This window comes from Pseudarthrobacter sp. WHRI 8279 (assembly GCF_040224115.2).
GTDB lineage: Bacteria > Actinomycetota > Actinomycetes > Actinomycetales > Micrococcaceae > Arthrobacter.
Window position 1 is genome coordinate 3,879,468 of record NZ_CP168162.1, and the last position, 25,218, is coordinate 3,904,685.

Below are 25,218 nucleotides of genomic sequence, written 5' to 3' on the forward strand. Positions count from 1 at the left end.
TGGGGCAACCAGAGAGGCTGGGGATGTGAACAAACATCCGAAGAGGGCGACCATCAGTGACGTCGCGGAACACGCAGGCGTCTCCCGTGCAGCGGTATCAAAAGTACTTCGCGGGGCGTACGGCGTTAGCGACGTCATGAAGGCGCGGGTCGAGGCCTCCATGGATGCCCTTGGTTACCGGCCCTCCGCGTTGGCGCGGGGCATGCGCGGCAGGAGTTTCACCCTCGGGGTGTTCGTGGTGGACCTTTCGAACACCTTCGTTACGGTGCTCATCGAGGGGATCCGGGCAGAGGCGGGCAGTCGCGGTTACCAAGTGTTCATCGGGGAGGCGAACATGGGCCTCGCGCAGCAGAAGCAGATGATAGAGGCCATGATTGACCGGAAAATGGACGGCCTGGTCCTCATTGCGCCGTTCGGCCCGGACGAGGAGCTGGAGAAGATCGGACGGATCACGCCCACGGTCGTCCTTGGGCGTCATGGGCCCGGACAGGATTATGACACCGTAGCAAGCGATGATTTGGCGGGCAGCGCCCTGATTGTCGACCATCTGGTGTCGTTGGGGCACCGGCGGATTTCCCACCTGAAGCACGTGGGCAAAGAGAAGAACGAAGCAACAATGCCACAGGTTGTCCGTGCTGACGGATACATCCAAGCCATGGTCCGCCATGGCTTGGATGCAGAAGTCGACGTCATCGAAACCAAGTGGAACCACCAGGGCGGTGCTGATGCCGTCGACCTCATGCTGGACCGGGATGCCCCTCCCACCGCCGTACACACCGGAACGGACATGGCCGGCTTTGGGGTGCTCTCCCGATTTCATGAGTTGTCGGTTCCGGTGCCGGAGGCTTTCTCCGTGGTGGGCTATGACAACGCGCTGGCGGCTTCACTTCCCCAGATTTCCCTCACCACCGTGGACCAGTCGGGGTTCGAAATGGGCTCGCTGGCTTCGCGACTGCTGGTGGAGCGGATCGAGGGCAGGGTGGAACCTGTATCCACCCTGGTCAAGCCCACACTGATGGTCCGCACTACCACCGGCCCCGTACCGGTTGGGAGCGGCGTGAAGCCGGAACTCCTACGTAACGTGGCGCAAGGGTAAGGGATCCACTGCAGGTGACCGTGCCGCAAGCCAGTCCTGGTTTCGTCTCTGCGCCGCCCTGCAATAATCTGAACCAATCGGTTGTGCGCGGGGGTGCAGGCGCCCGGTGCAACAGGCAGCACTGTAAGTTCGGGCCACATCACACCAGACGAGGCGGACACGCATGACGGCTTCAGACCAGCAGCACCCACAGCGCACAGGGATGCCAACAGACCCTCCCGGGCTTTCGCGCGCCGCGGGCGGTGCTGCTGCCGGCGCGGCCGTGGACCCCCATCTGCTCCAGAAGCTGGCCGACGCGCATGGCGTGGGTACCTCGTTCCAGGGCTGGGATGGGCTGCCGCATACGGTAGCTGGAGAGACGCTGATTAAGGTGCTGGCCGCTTTGGGCGTGCAGGCGGACACCAACCAGGCCATCGAGGCCGCGCTGGCGCAAGCTGAACTGGCCCCCTGGCGCCGGATGCTGCCTCCCGCCGTCGTCATCCAGCAGGGTGAACCCGCGCTGGTCCCGGTCCATGCGCGTGATGGCGCAGCCGTGCAGCTGGGCATTGCCCTCGAAGACGGTTCCGGCGTCAAGGCGGTCCAGGAGGACGTCCGGGAACAGCCGCGGGATGTCGACGGCGTGGCCACCCGCCGCCTTACCTTCGCCCTCCCGCAGGACCTGCCCCTCGGCTGGCACACCCTGACCGCCCGTGCCGGCGACGTGACCGCGGAGGCCACCCTGGTGGTGACGCCGCGCCAGCTCAGCACCGCGCAGCCGCTCGAAGAGCGCCGCGGCTGGGGGCTGGCCACGCAGCTCTATTCCGTCCGGTCCAGGCGCTCCTGGGGAATCGGCGATTTCGCGGACCTCGCCGACCTCGCGGCCATCAGCGGCGAACGCGGCGCCGACTACGTGCTGGTCAACCCGCTGCACGCGGCTGAGCCCGTGCCGCCGGTGCAGCCGTCCCCGTACTCGCCCTCTACGCGCCGGTTCTTCAACCCGCTCTACATCCGTATCGAGGCCATTCCCGAGCTGGGCTACCTGAAGCCGCGCCGGCGCGCAGCGGTGGAAAAGCTCCGTGAGGAAGTGTCCGGGCTTAACAAGGATGGCGCCCGGTTGGACCGGAACGCCGTCTACGCGGCCAAGCTCCAGGCCCTGGAAATGCTCTACCATGCACGCCGGTCCCCGGCCCGGCAGGCCGCCTTTGACGAGTTCTGCCGGATTTCCGGCAAGGGGCTGGACGATTTTGCCCTCTGGTCCGCAATCCGTGAAGACCTTGCGCCGGATGATCCGCTGTGGACCGATCCCGCCTTCGCACTGGGCACCCGGGAGGCGGAGGCGCTGCGGGACAAACTTGGGGACCGGATCGGGTTCCACCGGTGGCTGCAGTGGATCTGCGACGAGCAGCTCGAAGAGGCCCAGCGGGCCGCCCTCCGGTCCGGCATGCGGCTCGGCGTGGTGCACGACCTCGCCGTCGGCGTGGACCACAGCAGCGCCGATGCCTGGACACTGCGCGACGTACTGGCTCCCGCCACCAGCGTGGGCGCCCCGCCGGACATGTACAACCAGCAGGGACAGGACTGGGGGCAGCCGCCCTGGCACCCCGCCCGCCTGGCCGAGGCCGGCTACATACCGTTCCGGAACATGCTGGCCACGGTGCTGCGGCACGCGGGCGGCATCCGGGTGGACCACATCCTTGGCCTGTTCCGGCTTTGGTGGATCCCGGTGGGAAATGCCCCGGGCGACGGCGCCTACGTGCGCTACGACCATGAGGCACTGATCGGCATCCTCGCCCTGGAGGCGCAGCGTGCCGGAGCCGTGGTGATCGGCGAGGACCTGGGCACCTTCGAGCCCTGGGTGCGGGACTACCTGGCTGCCCGCGGCATCCTGGGCACGTCCATCCTCTGGTTCGAGTACGACGGCGACTCGCCCCTTGCGCCCGAAAAGTACCGGACGCAGGCGCTCGCCAGCGTCAACACCCATGACCTTCCGCCCACGGCCGGTTACCTCGCCGGGGACCACGTGGCGCTGCGCAGCGGGCTGGGCTTGCTGGAGCGGTCCGAGGCGGAGGAACGGGCCGAGCACAACGCCGCGCTGGAGAAAATGCTGGCCATGGTGCGGGAGCGTGGCTACCTGCCCGGAACAACCGCAGGCGGGCATCCGGAAACGGAAGAACAGACCATCGAGGCGCTGCACCTCCTGCTCACCCAGACGCCGTCGGTCCTGCTGGGCGTTGCCCTGGTGGACGCGGTGGGGGAGCGCCGGGTCCAGAACCAGCCCGGCACCACCGAAGCGCTGTACCCCAACTGGCAGGTTCCGCTGGGCGGGCCGGACGGCAAACCGGTGTTCCTTGACGATCTTCCCGCGAATGCCCGGTTCAACTCGCTGCTGGCGGCGGTGGAAGGAGCCCTGCGCGGCTAGCCGCCCGCCGGCTGCCTGTTGTCACGCACAACAACCTGTCAGCCAGCAACCTGTCAGCCACCAACGCGAGGCCACTCCCTCGACCGTCCGGGATCCGGAACGGCGAAGGAGTGGCCCCACGTTGGGGCTAAACGCCGGTTCCGCTAGCCGGCCGTGATCACGTGCGTAAAGTGGTCGTAACGGAAGGTGGCCGGGCCGCCGTCGTGCTTTAACACGATGTTGGAACCCGGTGAGGCGCCGCCCGCGCCGCAGCTGACATTCCAGGACCGGTCCAGGGCGGCCTTGAACTCATAAGTGCCGGCAGGCAGGGCCGGCGCGGACAGCTTCCATACGAGGTCGGCCGGATCGAGCATGAGCTGTGCCTGGTCGCAGGCAGGTTCCCAGTCCGTGGCGCAGCCAAGCTCACTGTTCATGCTCCCCGCGGCCGCCACAGCCCCGGGCTGCTGGGAGGCGTAGACGGCGCTGAGCAGGTGCGTGCTGTTGTCGTAGCGGAACGTCACCGGGCCGCCGGGATGGTCCAACGTGATGTTCGGTCCGTTGAACGCGCCGCCAGCCCCGTAGTTCTCGTCCCAGCCGCCGTTGAGCGCTGCCTTGTATTCGTACTGCCCCTCAGGAAGATCCACCGTGAGCCGCCAGACCTTGTCGGCGGGGTCGAGCACCATCATTGCCTGCGAACACGCCGGATCCCACGGTTTGGTGCAGCCCATTGCCTCGTTCAGGGAACCCGCTACTGTCACGGAGTCGGGCTGCGGTGCTTCGCCCACCGTCACCGTCCGGGTTTCACTGACCACGCTGAAGCCGTGGCCGGTCAAGACGGCCCGGTACGCCACCTTTGTACCGTCGTCGAGGCCGGAGACGTCGTCCTCCGCCGAGTACACGGGCGAGGAATCATCCGTGGCTACCGCAGTCCAGGCGCCGCCTGCCACGCTTCGTTCGAACGTCACTGTGTGGCTTGCCTTCTCGGGGTCCACGGTGGCGCTGAGCTCCACCTGGCCCTCGGCTCTGCTGCCTTCCGCGGGCTTGTTCAGCGTCACCACCGGCGCGGGCACGCTGGCCGTGCGTGGCTGCGAGCTGGCGGTGTGCCCGCCGTTGTCCAGCACAGTGGCTCGGTACTCGACCGGCGTCCCGGCGTCCAGCGCCGCCACGTCATGGAACACCTGGTACGGCGCGGTGTCATCGGTGCCGATAGGCGCCCACCCTCCGCCTGCCGTCCTGGCTTCAAAGGTGACCTCATAGAACGAAGAACCGCCGACGTCGGCCGTCACCTTGAGGCGCCCGTTGTCGCCGGGAGCCGCTGCCGGGTCCTGGAGGACGACGGCGGGCGCGGCCTTGGAGTGCGGGATCCGCCCGGAGGACTGGTAGACCACGGCGGAGAGCGGCGGCACCGTGACGGTCAGCGTGCCGGCCTCCGACGTCTTGGTTTCCGCGGCGGCGTCCCCGTAGATGCGGGTGTAGTTGCGTTTGGCGATGTAGGTGGGCACCTCTGCGGTCTGTGCCTGCTCGCTGTTGTTCAGCGCCACGACGTACTCGCGCTGGTCCCCGGCATCCGTACGGGAGAACGCGTAGATGCCCGGACCCTCGGAGGCGTAGCGGTGCTGGTGTGCGCCGTCGCGCAGGGCCGGGTGCTCCCTGGTGAGCGTGGCCAGTTCGCTGATCTTGTTGTACAGCGGGTGCGCGGTGTTGAAGTTGTCGGTGGCGTGCGTGGCGTCCGTGCCCAGCAGGTCGTCGTCGAGGTACTCCGGCACCTGGCTGGCGAACAGCGTCTGGCGGGCGTCCTGGTCACCGCCCGGGCCGGTGAAGCCCTGCTCGTCGCCGTAATAGATGACGGGGTTGCCGCGGGAAAAGTACATGAGCTCGTGGGCCAGCTGGTCGCGGGCCACCTGCTCGGCGCCGGACGATCCCGGGTTGTCCGCGGCGATGAAGCTGCCGATGCGGCCCATGTCGTGGTTCCCCAGGAACGTTGGCAGCTGGTAGACGTTCGAGTCCGCGTCCGTGTACCAGTCATCGCCGGCGAAGAAGGTCTCCAGCGTGCGGGCGTCCTGGCTCTTGGAGGCGAAACTCCGGGCGGCGTCCTGGAAGGGGAAGTCCAGGACGGCCTGCATCTGGTTCCGGGTTGTGAACTGGGAAGTGAAGCTCTTGGTGGTGTCGAAGACCTCGCCGAACATGAAGAACTCGTCCTTGCCCTGGGCATTGGCGTAGCTCAGGACGTCCGGGCCGAACTCCTGCCAGAACTCGTTGTTGACGTGCTTCATCGTGTCGATGCGGAAGCCGTCAACGCCGAAGTCTGCAATCCAGGTCTTGTAGATGTCCTTCATGCCGTCCACGACAGTGGGATGCTCGGTGAACAGGTCGTCCAGGCCGAAGAAATCCCCGTAGTAGGCGTCCTCGCCAACGAAGGTTGTGTCGCCGCGGTTGTGGTAGAGCGCGGGATCGTTCAACCAGGCGGGAACCTTCAGGTCCTCCTCGCCCTCCTCCAGGACCGGAACGTAGGGGAAGGACGTTTCCGGGGCGAGGTCCGGGAAGCTCTCCGAACCGGCGTAGTCGCGGTCGTCGAACGGCTCGCCGTCCGCGGTCTTGTATGGCACCTCGTCCTTGGAGGTGTATCCCTTGCGGGCGCCGCCCTCGTAGCCGATGACATCCGCCGTGTGGTTGGTGATGATGTCGAAGTAGACCTTCATGCCACGGGAGTGGGCCTCGTCGATGAGGGCCTTCAGCTCATCATTGGTGCCGAGATGCGGGTCGATTTGGGTGAAGTCCGTAATCCAGTACCCGTGGTACCCGGCGGATTTGTCCTCGGGCTGAACCGCCTTGTTTTTGAAGCTGGGGGTGAGCCAGATGGACGTGGTGCCCAGGCCCTGGATGTAGTCGATTTTGTCCAGCAGGCCTGCCAGGTCCCCGCCGTTGTAGAACCCCTTTTTGGCGGGGTCGAACCCGGAAACCATGGAATCGCCGCCCAGTCCGCCGTCGTCATTCGCGGCGTTCCCGTTGTTGAAGCGGTCAGCCATGACGAAATAGAAGTTCTCGTCCGTGACGGGAGCGCGGAGTGAATGGAAGGCCGACGCCGTGCCGGGGTCCTTCGGGCCGGGTGCGGCCTGGGCGGGGAGGACTGCCGCTGAAACCGCGACGGCGGCCGCCAGCAACCCGGCGGCTGAACGGAAGGCGGTGGTTTTGAGGGATGTGCGGGCGGGTGGTGGCGCGGCGGAGGGGCGGGGGCGCGCGGACACGCTGAGATGGGTGCGGAATGACAAGGGTGAGACCTTCCTGGGAGCGTCGCTGCTGTTCAGGCTTGCCGAGGGAAAACAGGCGGCAAGGAGGAGTGCGTTTCACAGGAAAGCCAGCCTTTCCGTGAGGCACGTCACAACTGTAAGCGCTTGCACGAAATAACTCCAGCGATTGTGCTGGACTGTCCCGGTCCGGCTGGTTGTTTCTCCGGCCCGTGCCAGGACCCTCCGGAAAGCGGCAGTGTTTCGTAACAGGCTGCCCGGAGGAGACCTAGCCTGCGGGCACCAGGGCGGTGGGCGAGGCGATCTCTAGATTGTGGACTACTTCTCCCGGGCAGCCCGTGAGGGTATCCAGCGCAAAGGTGGCCACGTTGTCGGACCGCTCATGGGCCACGTGGAGCCAGTTACCCCTCACCAGGTGGTGACGCGGCCAGTTTCCGCCGCTGGGCGTGTCCTTGACGGGTACCAGTTCCGTCCCCCCGGCACCGACCTCAAGCACGCTGATGATATTGGAGCCACGCACGCCCACATAGGCATAGGACCCCCGGAAGCCGAGACAGATTTCCGCGCCGGAGTCGTCCGGGAGGCTGCCGCCGGACGTTGCCGGCCCGCGGAAAACCAGCTCGAAGGTACCCGCTTCCGGTCTCACGATGAACACTTCGACGGAGTACTCAGACACCACGAACACGTTCCCGTTCTGATGCTGAACCATGTGCCGTGGGCCAGTGCCGAAGGGCAGAACAACCTCGTGGTCAGCAACCAGCCCGGTGCCCGGCGCGTAGTTCCAGACCCGAAGGGTGTCGTGGCCCAGGTCTGTGGTCATGATGCGCCCGTCCGCCAGCATCAGGCTGGCGTGGGCGCGGCTCTGCCGCGGCTCACCCGGATTGAGGCCGGCGTGCGGATCGACCGACGGCACCGCGGGGAGCCGCCGGGTCATCCCGCCGTCGGCATCCAGTTCGTAGAGCAGGACCTGGCCGTCGCCCCAGCAGGCTGCGGTGACGAAGCGGCCCTGCGGGTCCACAGCAACGTGGCAGGTTGCTTCTCCGGCGCGTTGCGGCTCACCGAGGGGCTCCAGCCCGAAGTCGCCGGAGCGGCGGAAAGCCCGGACCATTTTGCGCTGCTCGGCCACTGCGTACACCACGGGCAGCGTGGGATGGACGGCAACGAAGGACGGCGAGTCCGTCTCCGCCGCAGTTCCCAGCCATTCGAGGCTTCCGTCCGGGTGCTCGGCCAAAGCACCGATGCCGTCCGCCCTGCCTCCTCCGTCGGGGGTGTAGGTACCGGTCCAAATGACGGGGTGCGGGGCAGGAGAAGTCATGGTTCCATCCTGCCAAAAAATGGATGCCTTACGGTGCACTTGCCCACTAACATTGGGCTCCAGCCACGCCTCTGGCTATCGGGGGCGTGCGGAAGGGGTGATGATGCGCAACTGCGAGCCGACTGCTGAGCCCCAGACCCTTGCTCCGGTGGTTTCCGCCCTGCGGGCAGCGGGCTGTGTCTTCGCAGAAGACGAGGCGCTGCTGCTAATAGCTGAGGCCCCGGATTCCGCGGTACTCGCAGAATGGGTGGACCGCCGCATATCCGGCATGCCACTGGAACATGTTCTGGGATGGGCGGATTTTTGCGGGGACCGCATCGCCGTGGACCCGGGTGTTTTTGTGCCTCGGCGGCGGACGGAGCTGCTGGTTCACCAGGCAGTAAGCCTGCTGCGGGACCGGACACTTTCACCGCCCCCGATTGTTGTGGACCTTTGCTGCGGTTCGGGCGCGGTTGGTACGGCCATTGCCCGGCTGCACCCAAGGGCGGAAGTGCACTTGGCTGATATCGATCCTGCGGCAGTGAACTGTGCCCGCCGCAATGTGGATCCCGTTAGGGGCCGCGTGTACCAGGGTGATCTGTTCGCGGCGCTGCCGCCGGCGCTTCAAGGCCGGGTGCGGATTCTTGCCGTCAACGCTCCTTACGTCCCCACGGAAGCGATAAGAACAATGCCGCCTGAAGCGCGCCTCTACGAATCGCGCGCTGCGCTCGACGGGGGCGGTGACGGACTGGACTTCCACCGCCGCGTGGCAGCACACGCCCTCCAATGGCTTTCGCCTGGCGGACACCTGCTGATCGAGACCAGTGGGCAGCAGGCCGGGCGGACATCCGCGATCGCGGCTGAGGCGGGGTTAACCGTCCGGACCGTCCATGATGATGAGCTGGACGGGACTGTGGTGGTCGGTTCCCTCCATCGGGGCACGCGGACCCAGGCAGTTACGTGACGGTAATTGCGCCTGCACTGTCTTGTCCAGGCCCTGGCCGGAGGCAGGTCAGGGTGCGGCGCCCTGGATCCGCGACTGGAGTACAGGCAAACCGGGTCCCGCGAGCTCGTTCACGTAAGGTTTACGGCCAGCCATGGACATCACCAGGGCGAGCGTCGATCCGGTGACCAGCGGTCCGGTGCCCGTTGCGAAGGGTCCGTCGTCAGCGCGCAGCTTCAGGCCTGCGATGCTTGTGCGGCTGTCCACGGTGAAGTCGCGTTCGGCGAAAAATTCGGCCACGAAGGTCAAAGCCTCGATGCTGGGTGTTCGGGGAAGTCCCAGCGGCTGGCGGATGTCTTGGGCATGCACGACGACTTCGCCGAGGTAGGCCGCAGTGTGGCTTGAAGGCGCCGTGGTACTCCCGATTACCGCCCGGAAGCGCTCGAGGGTCTCGGTAGGTGTCCTGCCGCGGTGCTCGGTCAGCCTGCGCTGGTTGTGGACATCGGGCCGGAAACGCGCGCCCAGTATGCTGCGGAACCACTGCCACTGGTTCAGGCTGGCTGCGGCCGTGAGGTGGGCGAGAACCTGCTCAATGTCCCACTGCCCACAGAGACTACGATGCTGCCACTGCTCCGGGTTGAGTCCAGAGAGATCCTCTGCCAGCGTGGTCCGCTCAATGTGGGCCAGCGCCCATAAGTGCTCGCTTGTCGGTGTCGTCATGGAACCCTCTCGGCTGGCGTTAGTTGATGGTGCTCATACAAAGCCGATGTGCCAGCGGCTGCCCGGATGAGACGGGAGGCGCCGCTGTCTCGTTGGGAGGAATACTGAGAGTGACAATATCGGGAATCACGCATCTTCGCCGCCTGGTTTATCGAACGAGTCACGGCTTGGAGTCTTCTCACTCCCGCTGCGTTCGCGGGGGCGGGGGTGGCCTGAAGTAACCGTTTTGTTGGGGCTTTTGTTGGGGGTCGATGTGTTTCGGGGGCGTGTACCAGGGTGTGCCGTGGCGGGTGGTGATGATCCATTGTTCTTTGTGGATGAGGTGGTGGTGCGCTGAGCAGAGAAGTGCGCCGTTGCTGGTGGATGTGGGGCCGCCGTCTGACCAGTAGGTGATGTGGTGGGCTTCGCACCACGGTGCGGGAATGGTGCAGTTGGGGAAGGTGCAACCTTGGTCGCGGGCTGTGAGGGCGAGCCGCTGGGCGGGGGTAAAGAGGCGGGTTTTGCGTCCGAGGTCCAGGATTTCGCCGTGGCTGCCCAGGACAGCGGGGATGATGTCGGCGTCGCAGGCCATTTTACGCAGGGTAGCGGCGGCCACGGGCCCGGTAAAGACGAAGTTACCCGACGCAAGACTGGGTTCTGTTCCGGTCGTGGTGTCTAGGTCCGTGCGGGTGCCAGTGCCGCTGCCGACACCCGCAGCTGCGTCCATGCTTACGTCGGTGCCGGTGCCTGCGTTCATGCCAGTGCCCGTGCCTGCACTACCCCCGCCTGCGCCGCGCGGGCCGGATTCCTGGCCGCCGGAGGGGTCGCCGCGGTGGAGGAAAAGGTCCTTGTAGTTGATGGTGGCAATGATCTGGGGCCGGTTGCCGCCGGTGATGGGGAGGGCATTGGTGGTGAGCCCTGCTTTGACGGCGCTGATAATGCCATCCAGTTGTTTTTGGGGGCGGGTGCGGCGGTCCAGGTCCCAGCCGGACCCCGGGCCGGCGTCGTGCCAAGCAGAGTCTTGCGCGGTCCCACTTCCGTCTCCGCTATCGGCGCCTATGACTATGTCCCTTGTGCTGCAACTTCCCCCGCCGGTGCCGCTGCCGGCGTCGGAGTCTGTCCCGGTCCCTGTACCGGAACCGGCGTTGGTGTCGGCGCAAGCGCCGTTGGAAAGGCCGAGACCGTTGGGGACGGAGGTGCGGGGGTTGGTGGCGGCGTTCATGACCGTGAGGAGGTGTTCGTACTGGTCGGTGGTGGCGAAGATTTCGAGGCGGTGCAAGCCGTGGCGGGGTTTGCGGATGAACGCGCCCTGGGTGTGGCGGAGGGCTTCCTCGGTGGGTTCGGTGCCGTCGGCGTCGATGGTCTCGGCCCAGCGCTGGGCCAACCGGGCTACGAAGTCGGGATCGGCGGCGGCCGCGGCGGCGGTGAGGTCATGTTCAATCCGGTCCAATACATCCGGAGTGGTGTGATGCCGGATCCGGTCCAGCGCAGCAGTGATGATCGTCCCGGCGTAAGAGGACACCACGGGCGCTGAAGCGACGGCCGCCAGCGAGTCCCCGTTCGTGCCCTCAGTCGTGTCGTTGGGCGTGTCCGCGGCTGTTGCCTCAGGAGTCGCTGCGCCATCGGCTGGCCCAGCCGAAAGTGGGTTGGGTGCCGGGGCAAGGGCGCAGGCGAGATGTGGCAGGGCCGGTGGAAGGGGTTCGCCGGTGAGGCTGGTGCCGGGCAGGGCCTGGTGGGCAAGTGCGAGGCGGCGGCGGGCCTCGCGCAGGGGAATCCGGAGCCGGAGGCGGAGGAACTCCGCGGTGGTCCTGCACCCGTCGTCGGCCGGCGAAGTAACGACCGGCACGCCACCCCTCGTCCCGGTACCCGCACCGGCAGTGACAACGCCATGAGCAGCAGTGGCTGCGCTGGGTGTCTGGTCGCTGGGTGTCGGGTCGCCGGGTTTCGGGTCGCTGGGCTCCGCGTCGCCCGGTGTAGCCTGGCCCGGCCAGCCGGCGTCTGTCTCATTGAGTATTTCGACGTCGTTCTCCCACCCGGTGACCCAGCCCCGGGACCGGGTGGACCGGGCCGCAGTCGCGGCGGTGATTGCTTCGCTTCGGGTGCGGTCCACAGCGCCGGCAGCGAGTAGCTGCAGGCATTCAACACTCCGGGCGAGGTCCTCAACCTGGCCGGCGAAGTCAGAAGCCTCAACATAGCCGGCCACTGCAAGAGCATCCGGCGCGGCCAGCGCCGCAGCATTGAGGAGGCCCCCGATTTCAGCCAGCCCGGCTTGCGGCTGTCCACCTGGTTCCTCGACACGTCCGGATGCATCGTCAACAGCCGGCGCGGGGAGCGAAGCGGGATCCGGGGGAGCCACAGTGCCCTCGCCTACGACTTCATAGAGGCGGGCTGAGACGGGCCGGGCGGCAGGAGCAAGACTACATTCGCCAGCTACTGCAGAGCACTGGCTGGGGACAATAGTCCGGGTGCCTGACGCAGGCCGGGGGCTTGTTGTTTTAGCTTTGTCAGGTGGAGGGAGGGAACCTGCGTTGGAAAGCAGGGCGGCATAACCGCCGAACTCTGCAAGCTGGTTCCCAAGCACCTTCATGGGACAACTCTGCCAAAGACCACTGACAAAAGTGCCGGCTAGATTGGCTATGTGGATAACACGGAAAGCAGGGGCCAGCCTGGGCGGGGTTATCCACACGGGGAGCCGTGTTGTGTTGGCGACCGCCTGCCGTGCTGGTTACCGGCTGAGGTCTTAAGACGCCGCTGGCCGCCGCGTCCCCCAAGGATCGCGACGGCCAGCAAAGCCATTCAGTTGTAGCACACGCAAACGGTGATTACGTTGTCAAGCGGCAACCGCTCTGCCGCAAGCCGTACGAGCGGCCTGTTATGACTTCGAACCAGTCTCGTCCGAGGTCCCGAGATTGTGCGTTTCCGGGTGTGTGCTGTGGGCGGGGATGTGGTCCCCGCCAAGGTCGCCACTGCCCGGGGTACCAGCAGCACCGGTACCAGTCGTACCCAAACCGCCCGAAGTACCCGCAGCGCCGGTGCTGGCAGCACCCGCTGTTGCGGCGTCGTCGGACGTTGAGGACTTCTTGTCACCGGCCGCGCCCTCGCGGTGCATTGCGGAACCAATGACTGTGCCTGCCCGGCGGGCCGCCTCAGTCAGCTGGTCCGCCACTTCAGGAGCCTTTTCCTTGATGGCATCCGTGGCAACAGCAACCTTGTCCTGAACCGGCTTGCTGTCCCAGATGCCCGCGGCGCGAGCCTTGAGTTTGTCGTACGCTGCCCGTCCCGACCGTGATCCAAGCACATAGCCGGCGGCAATTCCTACGCCCAAAAGAAGTTTGTTTTTCATGATGAGGTCCTGCTCCCTGAGAAGGTTCAGTTCCGGCCAGAGAGGCCGGGAGATAGAAAAACCGGCCCGGGGATGTTGTCCCCAGGCCGGCTCTCCTGGCTGGCGCGTCAGTTAGCTGCGTGCGCCACGCTTGGTGACCATGCCGTATACCAGCAGCACGATCAGCGCACCGCCGATGGCCAGCAGCCACGTCTGCAGGGAGAAGAACTCCTGCAGTCCGGTGCCAAAGATCATTCCGCCGATCCAGCCGCCGAGGAGTGCTCCAACGACGCCGAGGACCAGGGTGATGACCCAGCCGCCACCCTGGCGGCCCGGGAGGATCGCCTTAGCGATCGCGCCAGCAATAAGTCCGAGAATTAGAAATGCAATGAATCCCATTTTTTGTTCCTCTTCCTAAGTAAAGGAGGCCTCCGGATCCCGGAGACACTTCATCCTTCTGCCTCAATAGTAATCATGCTTACTATCTATTTGCCAACCCCAGTTGGAAGAAAAAGCCCATTTCAGGGCGGTTTAGTGCCCCGTTACGTCTGAGTCGTTGCCAGCATCGGGCCCCTCATCGAGGATAGCCAATTCCGCTAGATCCTGCGGGTCCAGGGTGAAATCGAAGATATCCAGGTTTTCCCTCATACGCTCCGGACTGGCTGTTTTCGGAATCGTTACAATTCCGTTCTGGACATGCCACCGAAGGACAAGCTGGCCGGGCGTTTTCCCATGCTTTTCGCCGAGCTGGGACAGGATGGGAGCGCCGAGCAGGCCGGCCCCGGAACCGCCCAGCGGGCTGTAGGACTCGGTGATGATGCCGTGCCTCTTATGGAAGTCCCGCTCAGCGGTCCGGGTTATTGCTGGGGACAGCTGAATCTGGTTGAGGGCGGGAATAACATCAGTTTCCGCCATCAGCCGTTCCAGGTGTGCAGGCTTGAAATTGGAGACCCCAATAGAGCGCACCTTCCCCTCCGCCTGGAGCCGTTCGAAGGTCCGCCAGGTAGAGACGTAGTCGTCCCGCGCCGGCAGGGGCCAGTGGATCAGCAGCAGGTCAACATAATCCAGCCCAAGCCGCTTCAAGGACCCCTCCAGTCCCTCCACGGCCCTGCCATTCCCCTGGAACTGGCCGTCCAGCTTGGTGGTGATGAACAGCTCGTCCCGGTCCACGCCGCTGGCGCGGATGCCGTTGCCCACACCCTGTTCATTGCCGTACTTCACGGCAGTGTCGATATGCCGGTATCCGGCTTCCAGGGCTTGTACGACGGCGGTGGCCGCCTCATCATCGGCCAGCGGCCAGGTGCCAAGCCCCACCTGCGGAATGGAGTAGCCGTCATTGAGTGTGATCAGCGGTGCACGTGTCATTGGAACAGTCTCTCCCGGATTCGGCTGCTTAGCCCTTGAAAGCCCTGAGAATGTTGTCCCCGTTGTACTCCAGGGACACCCTGGCGGTATCAGAAACGGCATCCGGGCCCTTCTGCTGCGCCAGGAAGTCCATGAAGCGCTGGATGGCCTGCCCGGCCTTCGCGGCGTCGCCGTTTTCAACAGCGGCCGCGGCCTGCTTGATGCTGGTTGCCAACTGGCTGGCCACGGGCCCTGACACGTCCCCTGACTCCACCAGGTCTTCAAGCACATGCTGCAGCGTCTTCACGCTGCCGGGGAGCCAGGCTGCGCGCAGGGGCACGCCGGCGAAGTCCATGTCCGAGGCAAGATAGAAGTCCGTGTAGGACGGCTGGTTGTAGGTGGTGTTCTGCCGGGCAACCTCGGCACGGTACTGGGGATCGTGCATGAGGGTGTAGAGCTTGTGGTTGGTCACCTCGGTGCTCAGGTACATGCGCAGCGCCGAACTATCAGCCGTCCGCACCAGCATTTCCTCGCGCCAGTCGCCCACCACGTCTGCCACCAGGCTGGGCGTGCCCTTGGTGCCGTTGTTGGTGCGGGTCCCCTCGGCTGTCAGCAGCCTGCCACGCTTCCAGTCATCGATGGTGGGCGTCTGCTCGCCTGAGCCGTTGATGATCTGCGTGGTCATGTCCGCGGCCCACTTGATGCTCATGTTGGTGCCGGGAGTGGCGGTTGACAGCTTGTCGCCGTCGGCCGACTGCATGCCGATGGCCCAGTTCTCGATGCCGGGGACGCCCGGGTCCACGTCGCCGATCATGCCGCGGCCGGTGTCCCTGCCGGAGTAGGCGCCGAAGAGCACCTCGCCGGTGGCGGCGTCGCGCATGGCGTAGCCGTAGGGGGCGTAGGTGCCGCCCTCGTGCACCGTGAAGATCTCTTTGCCTGGACGGGCGGGGTCGATGTCCGTGACGTGCATGGCGTCGCCGTGGCCCAATCGGGCTTCCCCGCCAGGGATGGCGCTGGCGTCGGGCATCGTGTCGAAGGAGCTGTACAGCAGCGAGCCGTCGTCGTCGATGGTGGCGGAGCCGTAAACGATCTCCTGCCTGCCGTCGCCGTCCACGTCTGCTGCGCTGAGCGAGTGGAAGCCCTGTGTAGTAAGCGTGCCGAATTCCGGATCGGTGCCGTCCCGGCCGTGCGGGCCGTCGTTGAACGGGTTGGTCATGGGCGTCCAGCCGGAGTCGACGTTCCACACGGGCGCGAGGTCTGACCCGTCCCAGGTGTAGGCGGCCAGTGTGGTCCGCGTGTAGTAGCCGCGGGCGAACACCGCAGCCGGCCTCTTGCCGTCAAGGTACGCGACGCCGGCAAGGAAGCGGTCCACCCTGTTGCCAGGCTCAATACGGGACATGGCGTAGTCACCCCACATGAGTCCGTCGTCGTGCCTGCCCGGCTCATACGCGACGGTCTTCAGTTCCTTGCCCGACGCGCCTTCAAACACCGTCAGGTATTCAGGGCCGGAAACGATGAAGCCCTCGAAGGCCCGCAGGTTGTTCCTGGCGCTGCGCGAGGGGGCGTAGACGTCCATGAAGTAGTCGGTGAGTGCTTCAGCGTCAGCCTGGGACAGGGGGTACTGGTACTTCGGCGCGGTGCCGAACGCTTCCTCCAGGGTGGCGGGCCAGTTGCCGGCCTTCACCTCCGGATGTTCGGTCCAGCCCTGGAACGTTTCCACCATGTGCCGGTAGTAGTCCGCCGCGCTCATGCGGTAGTCGTCCGAGTTGGAGTAGCCGGCCTCGATGTCCTGCTGCAGCAGCGAGATGAAGTTTTCGGAAGCGACGCTGCCGTCGGCCTTGAAGCTGGTGCTCTTGGTTCCCGGAGCCGTTTTCATCATCATTTCGGCGCGGCCGTCGCCGTCGAAATCGTTGACCAGCATCTGGGTGTAGTGGGCCCCCGAACGGATGTTGACGCCGAGGTCGATGCGGTGGAGCAGCGTGCCGTCCGCTTTGTAGGTATCCACGTAGGTGTTGCCGGTGTAGCCCACCTGTGAGACGTCTTTGGAGTTGTTCGGATCCCACTTGACGATGAATTCGTACTGGCCATCGCCGTCGACGTCTCCTACGGACGCGTCATTGGCGTTGTAGGTGTACGCCTGCCCGGCGGGGGTGGTTCCGTCTGCTGGCTTCTTCAGCGGGATGTCCACGAAGTTGCCGCCCCATGGCGTGGCGGTTGCGCTGCTGTCCACTTCCACGCCTGCGACGACGGCCCGCACCTGGTACCCGGACGCGGCGGTTCCGCCGGTGTCCTGGAAGTTGGTGCTGTTGGTCACCGTGGCCAGCTTCTCGCCGTCGCGGTAGACGTTGAAGTCCGTCCCGGTGAGGCCTGTGGCGGAAGAACCGGAGGCCTCGTGGCCCAGGAGCCGCCAGCTCAGGAAGACGCCTTCGGACGTCTTGGCGGCCACCAGGCCGCGGTCAAGGTGGTCCAGTTGGACGTCCGGCGTACCGGGCTTGGGAGAGCGTTCGACGGCGGACGCGGGGGCAGCGAGGCAGCCTACGGTAAGGGCAATTCCGACGGCGGCGACGGACAGGAGGCGCGCGGGAGTACGGTGCGGACTCATCAGTGAATCCTTTCAATTTGAGAACGGGAAAACGCTTCCCCGATAACCTAGCGGGGGAGTGCGGCAGAAAACAAGCCTTGCCGCCGGGCAGCAAGGAAGATATTTAGAACGTTGTAGAAGAGGCGGGGCGGCCGGGGACGCAGGAAGGGTGCGGGGACGCTGCAAGCTTTCCGGCGTCCCCGCACCCTTCCGGCAATCCGAGAGCCGCGCACTCTCAGTTCCAGGGCGGGTGGATGGATCTTATGCACCGCTCCGCGCCCAAGCTGTGAGCCGGTCTGTCAGGGCCATATAGCCCTGGTCCACGGTCTGCAGCTCGGGGTTTGCATCGAACCACTGCACGATTTCGCGGGCGCCGTCGGCGAAAGGGATGGTGGCGCGGTAGCCGGGCACCAGGGACTTGATCTTGGTGTTGTCGAAAACCACGGAGTGTGAGCGGTCTCCGAGGAGGTTGGCCCCCAGTTCGGCGCTGTGCGCGGCGATGGTTTCGGAAGCCACATGGACCAGTTCCGGCTCCGGGACGCCGGCCGCCCGCGCGAACAGTTGGTAAATCTGGTTCCAGGGCAGGTACTCGTCCGAGGTGATGGTGAAGCTTTCGCCCACCGCCTGCGGCCGGCCCAGAAGCCCCACGAAGGCCTTGGCGAAGTCCTGGCTGTGGGTCAGGGTCCACAGCGATGTCCCGTCCCCGTGCACCATGACCGGCAGCCCCGTGCGCATCCGGTGGATGTCGGTCCAGCCTCCCACCATGGCGATCTTGGTGCGGTCGTAGGTGTGCGAAGGCCGTACCACCGTGAGCGGGAAATCCTGCTCGCGGTATGCCTGGTAGAACAGTTCCTCGCACGAAATCTTGTCCCGGGAGTACTGCCAGAACGGATTCTTCAGCGGCGTGGACTCGCGGATCGGCAGCCTGGTGGGCGGTTTCTGGTAGGCGGAGGCGGAACTGATGAAAACGTACTGCCCGGTTCGCCCGGCGAACAGGTCCAGGCTGGCCTTTGCCTGGTCAGGCGTGAAGGTAATAAAGTCCGCCACGGCGTCGAACTCGCGCCCGGCGAGCACGGCGCGGACCGCGGAGGCATCCCGCACATCGGCCGTGAGGATTTCCGCCCCATCCGGGACCGGCCTTGTGGACCGGCCCCGGTTGAGGATGGTGAGCCGGTGTCCCAGCGCGACGGCTCGTTCTGCCGCCGCCGTGCTGATGACTCCGGTGCCGCCGATGAAAAGGATGTTTCTCGGCGCCACCGTGTCGGCGTCAGGGGTGAGTGGGTTCACCACGCGTAGTCTTCCGGAGCCGTGCGGTGCCCCGGGAAGATGTCATCGAGCCGCTTGAGGGCGTCGGCGTCCAGGGCGACGTCGAGGGCGCGGACAGCGGCGTCGAGCTGGTCCTGGGTTCGCGGTCCCACGATAGGTGCGGTGACGGCGGGCTGGTGCAGGAGCCAGGCAAGGGCAACGTCGCCGGGCTCGTGGCCGAGTTCATCCGCGAAATCCTCGTACTGCCGGATCTGGTCTTCGTGCTTCTTGAGGGTCTCCGCCGCACGGCCCTCGGTGCGGCGGACGCCGTCGCGCTCTTTCTTCAGTACACCGCCCAGGAGGCCGCCCTGCAGCGGCGACCAGGGAATGAGGCCCAGTCCGTACTGCTGGGCGGCCGGAATCACTTCCAATTCCACTTGGCGCATGAAGAGGTTGTAAATGGACTGCTCGCTGACCAGGCCCGTGTAATGGCGCCGCTGCGCCGCTTCCTGCGCCTGGGCAATGTGCCAGCCGGCAAAGTTGCTGCTGCCGGAGTAGAGGATTTTGCCCTGCTGGACGGCCACCTCGAAGGCTTGCCAGATTTCATCCCAGGGGGTGTCGCGGTCGATGTGGTGGAACTGGTAGACGTCGATGTAGTCGGTCTGCAGCCGCTTCAGGCTGGCGTCCAGGGCCCGGCGGATGTTCAAGGCGGAAAGCTTGGACTCGTTGGGCCGGTCCGTCATGGTGCCGTACAGCTTGGTGGCCAGCACCGTGTGTTCGCGGCGCTCGCCGCCCTTCGCGAACCAGCGGCCGATGATCTCCTCGGTCCAGCCGCGGTGGCCGGCGCCGCCGTAGACGTTGGCGGTGTCGAAGAAGTTGATGCCCTGCTCGTGTGCCGAATCCATGATGGAGTGGGCGTCCGCTTCTTCCGTCTGGGGGCCGAAGTTCATGGTGCCGAGGCAGAGGCGGGAGACTGTCAGGCCGGAGCGGCCCAGGTGGGTGTACTGCATGGGGTGTCCTTTCGGGGGACGGGGTCCAGGAGTTGGTCTACAGCTGGGTGAAGGCGGCGACGGCGGGATCGGAGCCGATCCGGGCGCCGGACTCGAGGGCAGTGATGGCGGCGAGTTCGTCATCCGTGAGCTTCAGGGTGGATGCGGCGAAGTTCTCCCGCATGCGTCCCGGGTCCACGGACTTGGGGATCACAATGTTCCCGGTAGCGAGGTGCCAGGCGAGCACTACTTGGGCCGTGGTGGCGTTGTGGGCGTTGGCAATGGCGGTCACGGCGTTTCCGTTGAGGTCCCCGCCCTGGCCGAGCGGGCTGTACGCCTCGACTCCGATGCCCAGTTCCCGGCACTTGGCCGCAAGGGGGGCTTGCTGGTAGCTGGGATGGAGTTCGATCTGGTTGACGGCAGGGACGATTTCCGCGGATTCCAGCAGGTGGTCCAGGTGTTCGGTCAGGAAGTTGGAGACGCCAATGGCGCGGATCTGGTTGTTCTCGTACAGCCGCTCCATCTCCTTCCAGGCCTGGACGTACAGTCCTTGGGAGGGGACGGGCCAGTGGATCAGGTAGAGGTCCACGAACTCCAGGCCCAGTGCTTTGCGGCTGTTCTGGAATGCTTCCTGCGCCCGGCCCTGTTCGCCGTTCCGCAGCTTGGTGGTCACGAAGATCTCCTCGCGGGGAATCCCCGTGGCCGCGATGGCCGCGCCCACTCCGGCCTCGTTGCGGTAACCGGCGGCGGTGTCGATGTGGCGGTAGCCGGCCTCGAAGGCATCTTCCACGATCCGCTGCGTGTCTTCGGGCGGGACCTGGAAAACGCCGAGGCCAAGCTGGGGGATAGTGACGCCGTTGTTCAGTGTCAGCTCTGACATGGGGGCTCCTTGATGCGCTGGTGCGGTAGTGGGATGCCGTGGATCGATAGGAAGAAAGCGGTTTCCAGTGGCTCCCTTCCGAGCCTATGCAGTTTTCGCCCGTAAGTCAGCAGGGCTGCGTGATTCTGTTTTTCCTAGGACTGCCAGTCCTACCTTCGTTGTAGAACGGGACCACCCGGCCGGGCAGAATGGTCTGCATGGGTCAAAGCGCCGAATTCGGAAAATTCCTCAAAGCCATGCGGTCCCGCCTGAGTCCCGAGGACGCCGGAGCGGGGCCCGCTTCCGGTGCGCGCCGGGTGCCCGGCCTCCGCCGCGAGGAAGTTGCCCGCCTGGCAGGAGTCAGCACTGACTATTACGTCCGCCTGGAGCAGGGCCGGAACATCCACCCTTCGCGGACGGTCCTGGATGCAGTGTCGCGGGCCCTCAGGCTGGACACCGGGGAACATGCGCACATGCTGGACCTGCTGGAGAACTGCGCCGGGTCCGCCCGGTCCAGCGTTCCCGCCGCCCAGGGCGTCCGCCCGGCACTCCGCCAGCTCCTTGAAGCCGTGGGTGATGTGCCTGCCATGGTGCTGGGGCGGCGCAGCGATGTCCTTGCCGGAAACCGGATGGCCTTCCTGCTGTTCACTGATTTCCCCGCACTTCCGGCAGCTGAGCGGAACCTGACCCGTTGGCTCATTCTTGATCCCGGTGCCCGGGAGCTCTTTCGCGACTGGAAGACTGTCGCCGCGGAAGCGGCAGGCGCGCTAAGGGTGGACGTTGGCCGGCACCCGAACGACGCCCAGGCCAACCAGCTGGTGGGCGAACTTGCCGTCCACAGCGAGCACTTCCGGCAGTGGTGGGCAGGGCACCGCGTGGCTACGCGGTCGGCGGGCAGCGTGCGGCTGCATCATCCCGCCGTCGGGGACCTGGAACTGAACTTTGAGAACCTGGTCCTCCCGGACGATCCCGACCAGACGCTCAGGGTGTACTCGGCGAAGGCGGGCTCGCCGTCGGCCGATGCGCTGGCGTTGCTGGGGAGCCTGGGGGCTGCCGCTCCCGCCGCGGAGCCGCGGACCCGCGACGCCTCGCCGGCCGTTGCGGAGAACCGGGAGTAGGGGCTCGGGGAGCATTGTGCTTTTGGCCAGTTGAAGTGGTGGATTCTGGCCACGAGCCCATTGGGGAAGGACCGGCCGCTTCCTAGGCTGGAGTAACACGCTTCTTCACCCAAGGATGGTCTCAACGATGAAACGCATCGCACTGCTTAAGGAACGCAAGGGTGCCGCGGCCGGCGTTCCTTCCACCGCCACCGGATCGCACTGCCCTGTGTCCGGCCTCTGGAGTCCGGACCATGACCCGCACACCGTGCTGTCCTTCTTCGAAGGCCACGTTTTTCCCGCGTTCGACGGCGTCCCAACAGTCTGGCGGCGGCGCTCAGCAGGCATGGTCTCGGCCAACTAGTTAAACGGCAACTGGCTCGCAGCCAACGTCCCCCTCTCGGGTAATTGGGGACGTCGGCTGCGAGCCAGTTGCGTTGGAACCGCTATTCTTCGAGGCGGAAACCGACCTTCATGGTGACCTGCCAGTCAGCGATCTTGCCCTCTTCCAGGTGGCCCCGGATCTCCTTCACCTCGAACCAGTCCAGGTTCCGGAGGGTCTGTGAGGCCTTCGCGATGCCATTGCGGACGGCCTCGTCCACACCCTGGTCCGACGTGCCGACAATTTCAGAAATGCTGTACGTGTGGTTGGACAACTTCGCTCCTAGTGATCGCCTTGCGGCTCCCGGTTGCGGGCCGTTCTTGAAGACTAGTAGGACTGCAAGAACATTGGCCAGCCTTAGCCGGGTGTTCCGTGGCTGCCGGCGGGAGGGTCCTCACGGCCCCGCCGGCACTAAATCCAGGGAGAAGCCAGCCTACTTCGCCTCGAGCACCAGGTTCTTGAGGTCGTCCAGCGTCTGCTGCATGTGGGCGTCCATGGCCTGCCGTGAGCGCACAGGGTCGCGGGACTCCAGCGCCTCGGCAATCTTCTGGTGGTGTCCGATTGCGTGCTCCTGGATCTCAGGGACCGCGGACGTCTGGGTGCGGCGCTTCTGCAGCACCTGGTGCAGCGGTTCGAACAGCACGGACACAAAGACATTTTCGGAAGCATGCAGGATAAGGTCGTGGAACGCCAGGTCCGCTTCCACAAAGGCGGCGACATCGTTCACCTCGTGGGCGGCGCGCATGCTGTCCACGTAGCTGTGGAGCGTCCGGATATCTTCGTCGCGTATCCGCCCTGCGGCGAGTTCGCAGGCACCTGTTTCCAGCATCCGCCGGAGTTCGATGAGCTGGACCGAGGTCTCTGCCTCGTTCTTCCCCTCCGACGCGGCACGCAACACCGCCTCGAGCGACGCCCAGCGGTTGAGCGGGTTCACGAATGTGCCGCGGCCGCGTTCAACGCTGAGGATCCGCTGGGCCTGCAGGGTCTTCATGGCCTCGCGCACCGTCATGCGGCTGACCTCGTGCCGGGCGCTCAGTTCGTGCTCGCCCGGGACCGTGGCGCCGGGCGGAAACTCACCGGTGATGATGCGGTCCAGTAGCTCATCGGCCACCTGGCCCACCAGTGATTGCCTCGCCATTGTGCCCCCGTTGATTCCTTCACTGCATATGTCGGACAAGTCTACTTGCGCGTCCCTATGTCGTATGCCACACTAAACCAAATGCAAGATGTCTGACATCTTACAGTTACCTTTACCGCAGGATCCGCCGCCCGGATTCATATACCGGATTCAACACAACGGAGTGCATCGTGACGCTTGAAGCAGACGTTCTGGCCGCCTACCCGGCCGAGGTCCAGATTCCCGCCCACCTGGTGGCCGGCACCCTGGCCGCCTCCAACGCGGAGACCCCGCGGATCCTGGTAGTGCTCGACGACGATCCCACCGGTACGCAGTCCGTGGCAGATTTGCCCGTGCTTACCCGTTGGGAAGTAGCGGACTTCATCTGGGCCTTCAGCCAGTCCAAGCCCGCCGTCTACGTCCTGACGAACACCCGCAGCCTGGACCCGGCCGAGGCCGCCGCCCGCAATGAGGAAGTGGTGCGCAACGCCCTTGCTGCAGCAGGCTCACCGCAGGAACTCCGCCTCGGGTTCGTCAGCCGCAGCGATTCCACCCTCCGCGGCCACTACCCCCTGGAGCCGGACGTTATCGCCGCGACCGTGGCGGATGTCAGCGGTGAAAAGACCGACGGCGTGGTCCTGGTTCCAGCCTTCCCCGACGCCGGGCGGGTCACCATCGGCGGAGTCCACTACATGCGCGGCACCGCTGAGGCAGCCGGCACCCTCACCCCGGTCTCCGAGACCGAATTCGCCAAGGACGCCACCTTCGGCTTCAGCACCTCGGTCATGGCCGACTACGTTGCCGAGAAGTCGCAGGGCCGCTTCGCCGCCGGTTCGGTGATCGTGCTGGACCTGAACATTATCCGCGCCGGCGCGTCCGCGCAGGATCCGGCAATCTCCGCGAAGGCTATTGCCGACGCCATCGAACCGGCCACCGACTCCACCCCGATCGTGGCCGACATCGTGACCGAAAACGACCTCCGCGCCCTGTCCCTCGGCCTCGAAGAGGCCGAACGGCGCGGCAAGAAGCTCCTCTACCGGGTGGGCCCTCCATTCGGTCGTGCCCGGATCGGCCAGGAAATCCGCACCGAACTCAGCGGCGCCGAGGCCTACGCAGGCAACACGCCCTCCGAGGCAGGGGGCCTGATTGTCGTCGGCTCCCATGTGGGAGTCACCACCCGCCAGCTCAAGGTCCTCACGGACCAGCACAGCGCGGCTCGGATCGTGGAGATCGACGTCGAAAAGCTCCTCGGTGCCCCCAGCGGCGCCGAAGCGCACCTTGACCAGACCGTGGAAACCGTCGTCGAAGCCCTGCGCGGCGGTGACGTCATCGTCCACACAAGCCGGCTGCTGATCAAGGCAGACGACCCCGCGGAAAGCCTGCGGATCGCCCGCACGGTCTCCGCCGCCGTCGTCGCCGTCGTCAACCGCACCCTGAAGACCTTCCCGCCCCGGTTCGTCATCGCCAAGGGCGGCATCACCTCCTCGGACGTCGCCGCGCACGGCCTCGAAATCCGCCACGCAATTGTCCGCGGCCCCATGCTGCCGGGCATCGTCTCCCTCTGGGAGCCCGTGGATGGCCCCGCCAAGGGCATTCCCTACATCGTCTTCGCCGGCAACGTGGGCGATGACCAGTCCCTCGCCGACGTCACCCGCAAACTCAGCAACACCTTCTAATCACCGGCTCCCGCACACATTTCAATGGAGAACACCATGACCAGCAACTACACCATCACCGTCCTGGGCCTCGGTGCCATGGGCCTGCCCATGGCCACCCGCCTGGCATCGCAGCTCACCGTCCACGGCTTCGACATCGCCGAACCCCGGCTGAAGCTCGCTGAAGAAGCCGGCATCGCGACGTTCGCCACCGCCCGTGAAGCCGCCAAGGGCGCCGACGCCGTGCTCCTGGCCGTCCGCAACGGCGAACAGCTCAACGATGTCCTCTTCGGCGAGAACGGCGTGGCCTCCGTACTGGAGCGCGGCGCCGTCGTCATCCTCGGCAGCACCGTGGGCACCGAAGCCATCCCCGCCACCGTTGAAAAACTTGCCGAATACGGCGTCGAACTGGTTGATGCCCCGCTGTCCGGCGGCCCGAAGCGCGCCGGCGAAGGAGACCTGCTGATCGTCGTCGGAGCTTCCCCGGAAGCCCGCGAAAAGGCGGCCCCCGCCCTGGAACTGCTCGCTTCCACCCTGACGGTGGTGGGCGACAAGCCGGGCGACGGCCAGGCCCTCAAGACCGTCAACCAGCTCCTCTGCGGCGTCCACATCGCCGCCGCGGCGGAAGCAATGGCCCTCGCGGACGCGCTCGGCCTGGACCAGGCCAAGACCCTCGCCGCCCTCGAAGCCGGCGCGGCCGGGTCCTTCATGCTGTCCAACCGCGGCCCCCGGATCCTCGAGGCGTACACCGAGGACGGCGCCGAGGTTTTGTCCCGCCTGGATATCTTCGTCAAGGACATGGGCATCGTGGGCAAGGCCACCCGCGCCGCCGGACTGGCAGCCCCGGTTGCCGCCGCTGCCGAGCAGCTCTACCTCCTGGGCCAGGCCCAGGGCCTCGCCGCTGCCGATGACTCCGCCGTCATCAAGGTTGTGGCCCCCACCAAGCGCACCAAGTAGCCCCACCTTCCCGGAG

Annotated in this window: 20 protein-coding genes; 7 read left to right on the forward strand and 13 right to left on the reverse strand. The window is 65.8% G+C overall.

Annotation, left to right across the window (positions count from 1 at the left end):
• Positions 1-25 precede the first annotated feature (25 nt).
• Together ABRP28_RS17785 and malQ are read left to right on the forward strand one after the other, a co-directional pair.
• Positions 26-1,096 carry a LacI family DNA-binding transcriptional regulator gene (locus ABRP28_RS17785; RefSeq protein ID WP_350001119.1) on the forward strand — a complete coding sequence of 357 codons (1,071 nt, stop codon included), beginning with the start codon at positions 26-28 and terminating at the stop codon, positions 1,094-1,096.
• Positions 1,097-1,259: 163 nt separating this feature from the next.
• Positions 1,260-3,494 (forward strand): 4-alpha-glucanotransferase, encoded by a 2,235-nt coding sequence (gene malQ / locus ABRP28_RS17790; protein ID WP_350001117.1) that lies wholly within the window; start codon positions 1,260-1,262, stop codon positions 3,492-3,494.
• Between the two features lie 143 nt (positions 3,495-3,637).
• On the opposite strand, the gene ABRP28_RS17795 is transcribed toward malQ, so the two are convergent.
• Both ABRP28_RS17795 and ABRP28_RS17800 read right to left on the reverse strand, forming a co-directional pair.
• Complete coding sequence (locus ABRP28_RS17795; RefSeq protein WP_374152885.1) at positions 3,638-6,742, reverse strand: alpha-amylase family glycosyl hydrolase; 3,105 nt, start codon at positions 6,740-6,742, stop codon at positions 3,638-3,640.
• Positions 6,743-6,986: 244 nt separating this feature from the next.
• Positions 6,987-8,033, reverse strand: a complete 1,047-nt coding sequence (locus tag ABRP28_RS17800) for a beta-propeller fold lactonase family protein (RefSeq protein ID WP_350001115.1) — start codon at positions 8,031-8,033, stop codon at positions 6,987-6,989.
• Between the two features lie 100 nt (positions 8,034-8,133).
• On the opposite strand from ABRP28_RS17800, the gene ABRP28_RS17805 reads away from it, so the two are divergent.
• Positions 8,134-8,976 carry a putative protein N(5)-glutamine methyltransferase gene (locus ABRP28_RS17805; protein ID WP_350001113.1) on the forward strand — a complete coding sequence of 281 codons (843 nt, stop codon included), beginning with the start codon at positions 8,134-8,136 and terminating at the stop codon, positions 8,974-8,976.
• A 48-nt stretch (positions 8,977-9,024) separates the two neighbouring features.
• Here ABRP28_RS17805 and ABRP28_RS17810 read toward each other — a convergent pair whose 3' ends face one another.
• The 9 genes from ABRP28_RS17810 to ABRP28_RS17850 form a co-directional block, all read right to left on the reverse strand.
• The gene (locus ABRP28_RS17810; protein WP_350001112.1) at positions 9,025-9,675 is read right to left on the reverse strand and encodes a maleylpyruvate isomerase family mycothiol-dependent enzyme; all 651 of its coding nucleotides are present in this window, start codon (positions 9,673-9,675) and stop codon (positions 9,025-9,027) included.
• 178 nt (positions 9,676-9,853) lie between these two features.
• Entirely contained in the window at positions 9,854-12,010 is a 2,157-nt protein-coding gene (locus tag ABRP28_RS17815) for an HNH endonuclease (protein WP_350001110.1), read from the reverse strand.
• Positions 12,011-12,526: 516 nt separating this feature from the next.
• Positions 12,527-12,997, reverse strand: coding sequence for a YtxH domain-containing protein (locus ABRP28_RS17820; RefSeq protein WP_350001108.1), 471 nt, complete (start codon positions 12,995-12,997; stop codon positions 12,527-12,529).
• A 111-nt stretch (positions 12,998-13,108) separates the two neighbouring features.
• Positions 13,109-13,375, reverse strand: a complete 267-nt coding sequence (locus ABRP28_RS17825; protein ID WP_231457116.1) for a GlsB/YeaQ/YmgE family stress response membrane protein — start codon at positions 13,373-13,375, stop codon at positions 13,109-13,111.
• Between the two features lie 132 nt (positions 13,376-13,507).
• Positions 13,508-14,341 (reverse strand): aldo/keto reductase, encoded by an 834-nt coding sequence (locus ABRP28_RS17830; RefSeq protein ID WP_350001106.1) that lies wholly within the window; start codon positions 14,339-14,341, stop codon positions 13,508-13,510.
• Positions 14,342-14,369: 28 nt separating this feature from the next.
• Positions 14,370-16,922: a rhamnogalacturonan lyase gene (locus ABRP28_RS17835; RefSeq protein WP_350001105.1), complete on the reverse strand. Its 2,553-nt coding sequence runs from the start codon at positions 16,920-16,922 to the stop codon at positions 14,370-14,372.
• Positions 16,923-17,162: 240 nt separating this feature from the next.
• Positions 17,163-18,191, reverse strand: a complete 1,029-nt coding sequence (locus ABRP28_RS17840) for an SDR family oxidoreductase (RefSeq protein ID WP_350001103.1) — start codon at positions 18,189-18,191, stop codon at positions 17,163-17,165.
• The gene (locus ABRP28_RS17845; RefSeq protein WP_350001101.1) at positions 18,185-19,156 is read right to left on the reverse strand and encodes an aldo/keto reductase; all 972 of its coding nucleotides are present in this window, start codon (positions 19,154-19,156) and stop codon (positions 18,185-18,187) included. Before ABRP28_RS17845 ends, ABRP28_RS17840 begins: the two co-directional genes overlap by 7 nt.
• A 37-nt stretch (positions 19,157-19,193) precedes the next feature.
• Positions 19,194-20,015, reverse strand: coding sequence for an aldo/keto reductase (locus ABRP28_RS17850; RefSeq protein ID WP_350001099.1), 822 nt, complete (start codon positions 20,013-20,015; stop codon positions 19,194-19,196).
• Positions 20,016-20,212: 197 nt separating this feature from the next.
• Here ABRP28_RS17850 and ABRP28_RS17855 point away from each other — a divergent pair, with 197 nt between their 5' ends.
• Complete coding sequence (locus tag ABRP28_RS17855) at positions 20,213-21,112, forward strand: helix-turn-helix transcriptional regulator (protein WP_350001097.1); 900 nt, start codon at positions 20,213-20,215, stop codon at positions 21,110-21,112.
• A gap of 127 nt (positions 21,113-21,239) precedes the next feature.
• The gene (locus ABRP28_RS17860) at positions 21,240-21,455 is read left to right on the forward strand and encodes a hypothetical protein (RefSeq protein ID WP_350001096.1); all 216 of its coding nucleotides are present in this window, start codon (positions 21,240-21,242) and stop codon (positions 21,453-21,455) included.
• A gap of 82 nt (positions 21,456-21,537) precedes the next feature.
• Here ABRP28_RS17860 and ABRP28_RS17865 read toward each other — a convergent pair whose 3' ends face one another.
• Positions 21,538-21,747, reverse strand: a complete 210-nt coding sequence (locus tag ABRP28_RS17865) for a dodecin (RefSeq protein ID WP_231457108.1) — start codon at positions 21,745-21,747, stop codon at positions 21,538-21,540.
• 159 nt (positions 21,748-21,906) lie between these two features.
• The gene (locus ABRP28_RS17870) at positions 21,907-22,611 is read right to left on the reverse strand and encodes a FadR/GntR family transcriptional regulator (protein WP_350001094.1); all 705 of its coding nucleotides are present in this window, start codon (positions 22,609-22,611) and stop codon (positions 21,907-21,909) included.
• A gap of 170 nt (positions 22,612-22,781) precedes the next feature.
• Between ABRP28_RS17870 and ABRP28_RS17875 the strand changes: the two genes are divergently transcribed.
• Positions 22,782-24,266, forward strand: coding sequence for a four-carbon acid sugar kinase family protein (locus tag ABRP28_RS17875; protein ID WP_350001092.1), 1,485 nt, complete (start codon positions 22,782-22,784; stop codon positions 24,264-24,266).
• A gap of 36 nt (positions 24,267-24,302) precedes the next feature.
• Complete coding sequence (locus ABRP28_RS17880; RefSeq protein WP_350001090.1) at positions 24,303-25,202, forward strand: NAD(P)-dependent oxidoreductase; 900 nt, start codon at positions 24,303-24,305, stop codon at positions 25,200-25,202.
• Positions 25,203-25,218: the final 16 nt, after the last annotated feature.

Coding starts and splice junctions, on each gene's coding strand:
- ABRP28_RS17820 (WP_350001108.1), bottom strand. CDS start 12,997: ATGAAAAACAAACTTCTTTTGGGCGTAGGAATTGCCGCCGGCTATGTG.
- ABRP28_RS17850 (WP_350001099.1), bottom strand. CDS start 20,015: ATGTCAGAGCTGACACTGAACAACGGCGTCACTATCCCCCAGCTTGGC.
- ABRP28_RS17845 (WP_350001101.1), bottom strand. CDS start 19,156: ATGCAGTACACCCACCTGGGCCGCTCCGGCCTGACAGTCTCCCGCCTC.
- malQ (WP_350001117.1), top strand. CDS start 1,260: ATGACGGCTTCAGACCAGCAGCACCCACAGCGCACAGGGATGCCAACA.
- ABRP28_RS17880 (WP_350001090.1), top strand. CDS start 24,303: ATGACCAGCAACTACACCATCACCGTCCTGGGCCTCGGTGCCATGGGC.
- ABRP28_RS17860 (WP_350001096.1), top strand. CDS start 21,240: ATGAAACGCATCGCACTGCTTAAGGAACGCAAGGGTGCCGCGGCCGGC.
- ABRP28_RS17825 (WP_231457116.1), bottom strand. CDS start 13,375: ATGGGATTCATTGCATTTCTAATTCTCGGACTTATTGCTGGCGCGATC.
- ABRP28_RS17835 (WP_350001105.1), bottom strand. CDS start 16,922: ATGAGTCCGCACCGTACTCCCGCGCGCCTCCTGTCCGTCGCCGCCGTC.
- ABRP28_RS17855 (WP_350001097.1), top strand. CDS start 20,213: ATGGGTCAAAGCGCCGAATTCGGAAAATTCCTCAAAGCCATGCGGTCC.
- ABRP28_RS17870 (WP_350001094.1), bottom strand. CDS start 22,611: ATGGCGAGGCAATCACTGGTGGGCCAGGTGGCCGATGAGCTACTGGAC.
- ABRP28_RS17810 (WP_350001112.1), bottom strand. CDS start 9,675: ATGACGACACCGACAAGCGAGCACTTATGGGCGCTGGCCCACATTGAG.
- ABRP28_RS17800 (WP_350001115.1), bottom strand. CDS start 8,033: ATGACTTCTCCTGCCCCGCACCCCGTCATTTGGACCGGTACCTACACC.
- ABRP28_RS17805 (WP_350001113.1), top strand. CDS start 8,134: ATGATGCGCAACTGCGAGCCGACTGCTGAGCCCCAGACCCTTGCTCCG.
- ABRP28_RS17830 (WP_350001106.1), bottom strand. CDS start 14,341: ATGACACGTGCACCGCTGATCACACTCAATGACGGCTACTCCATTCCG.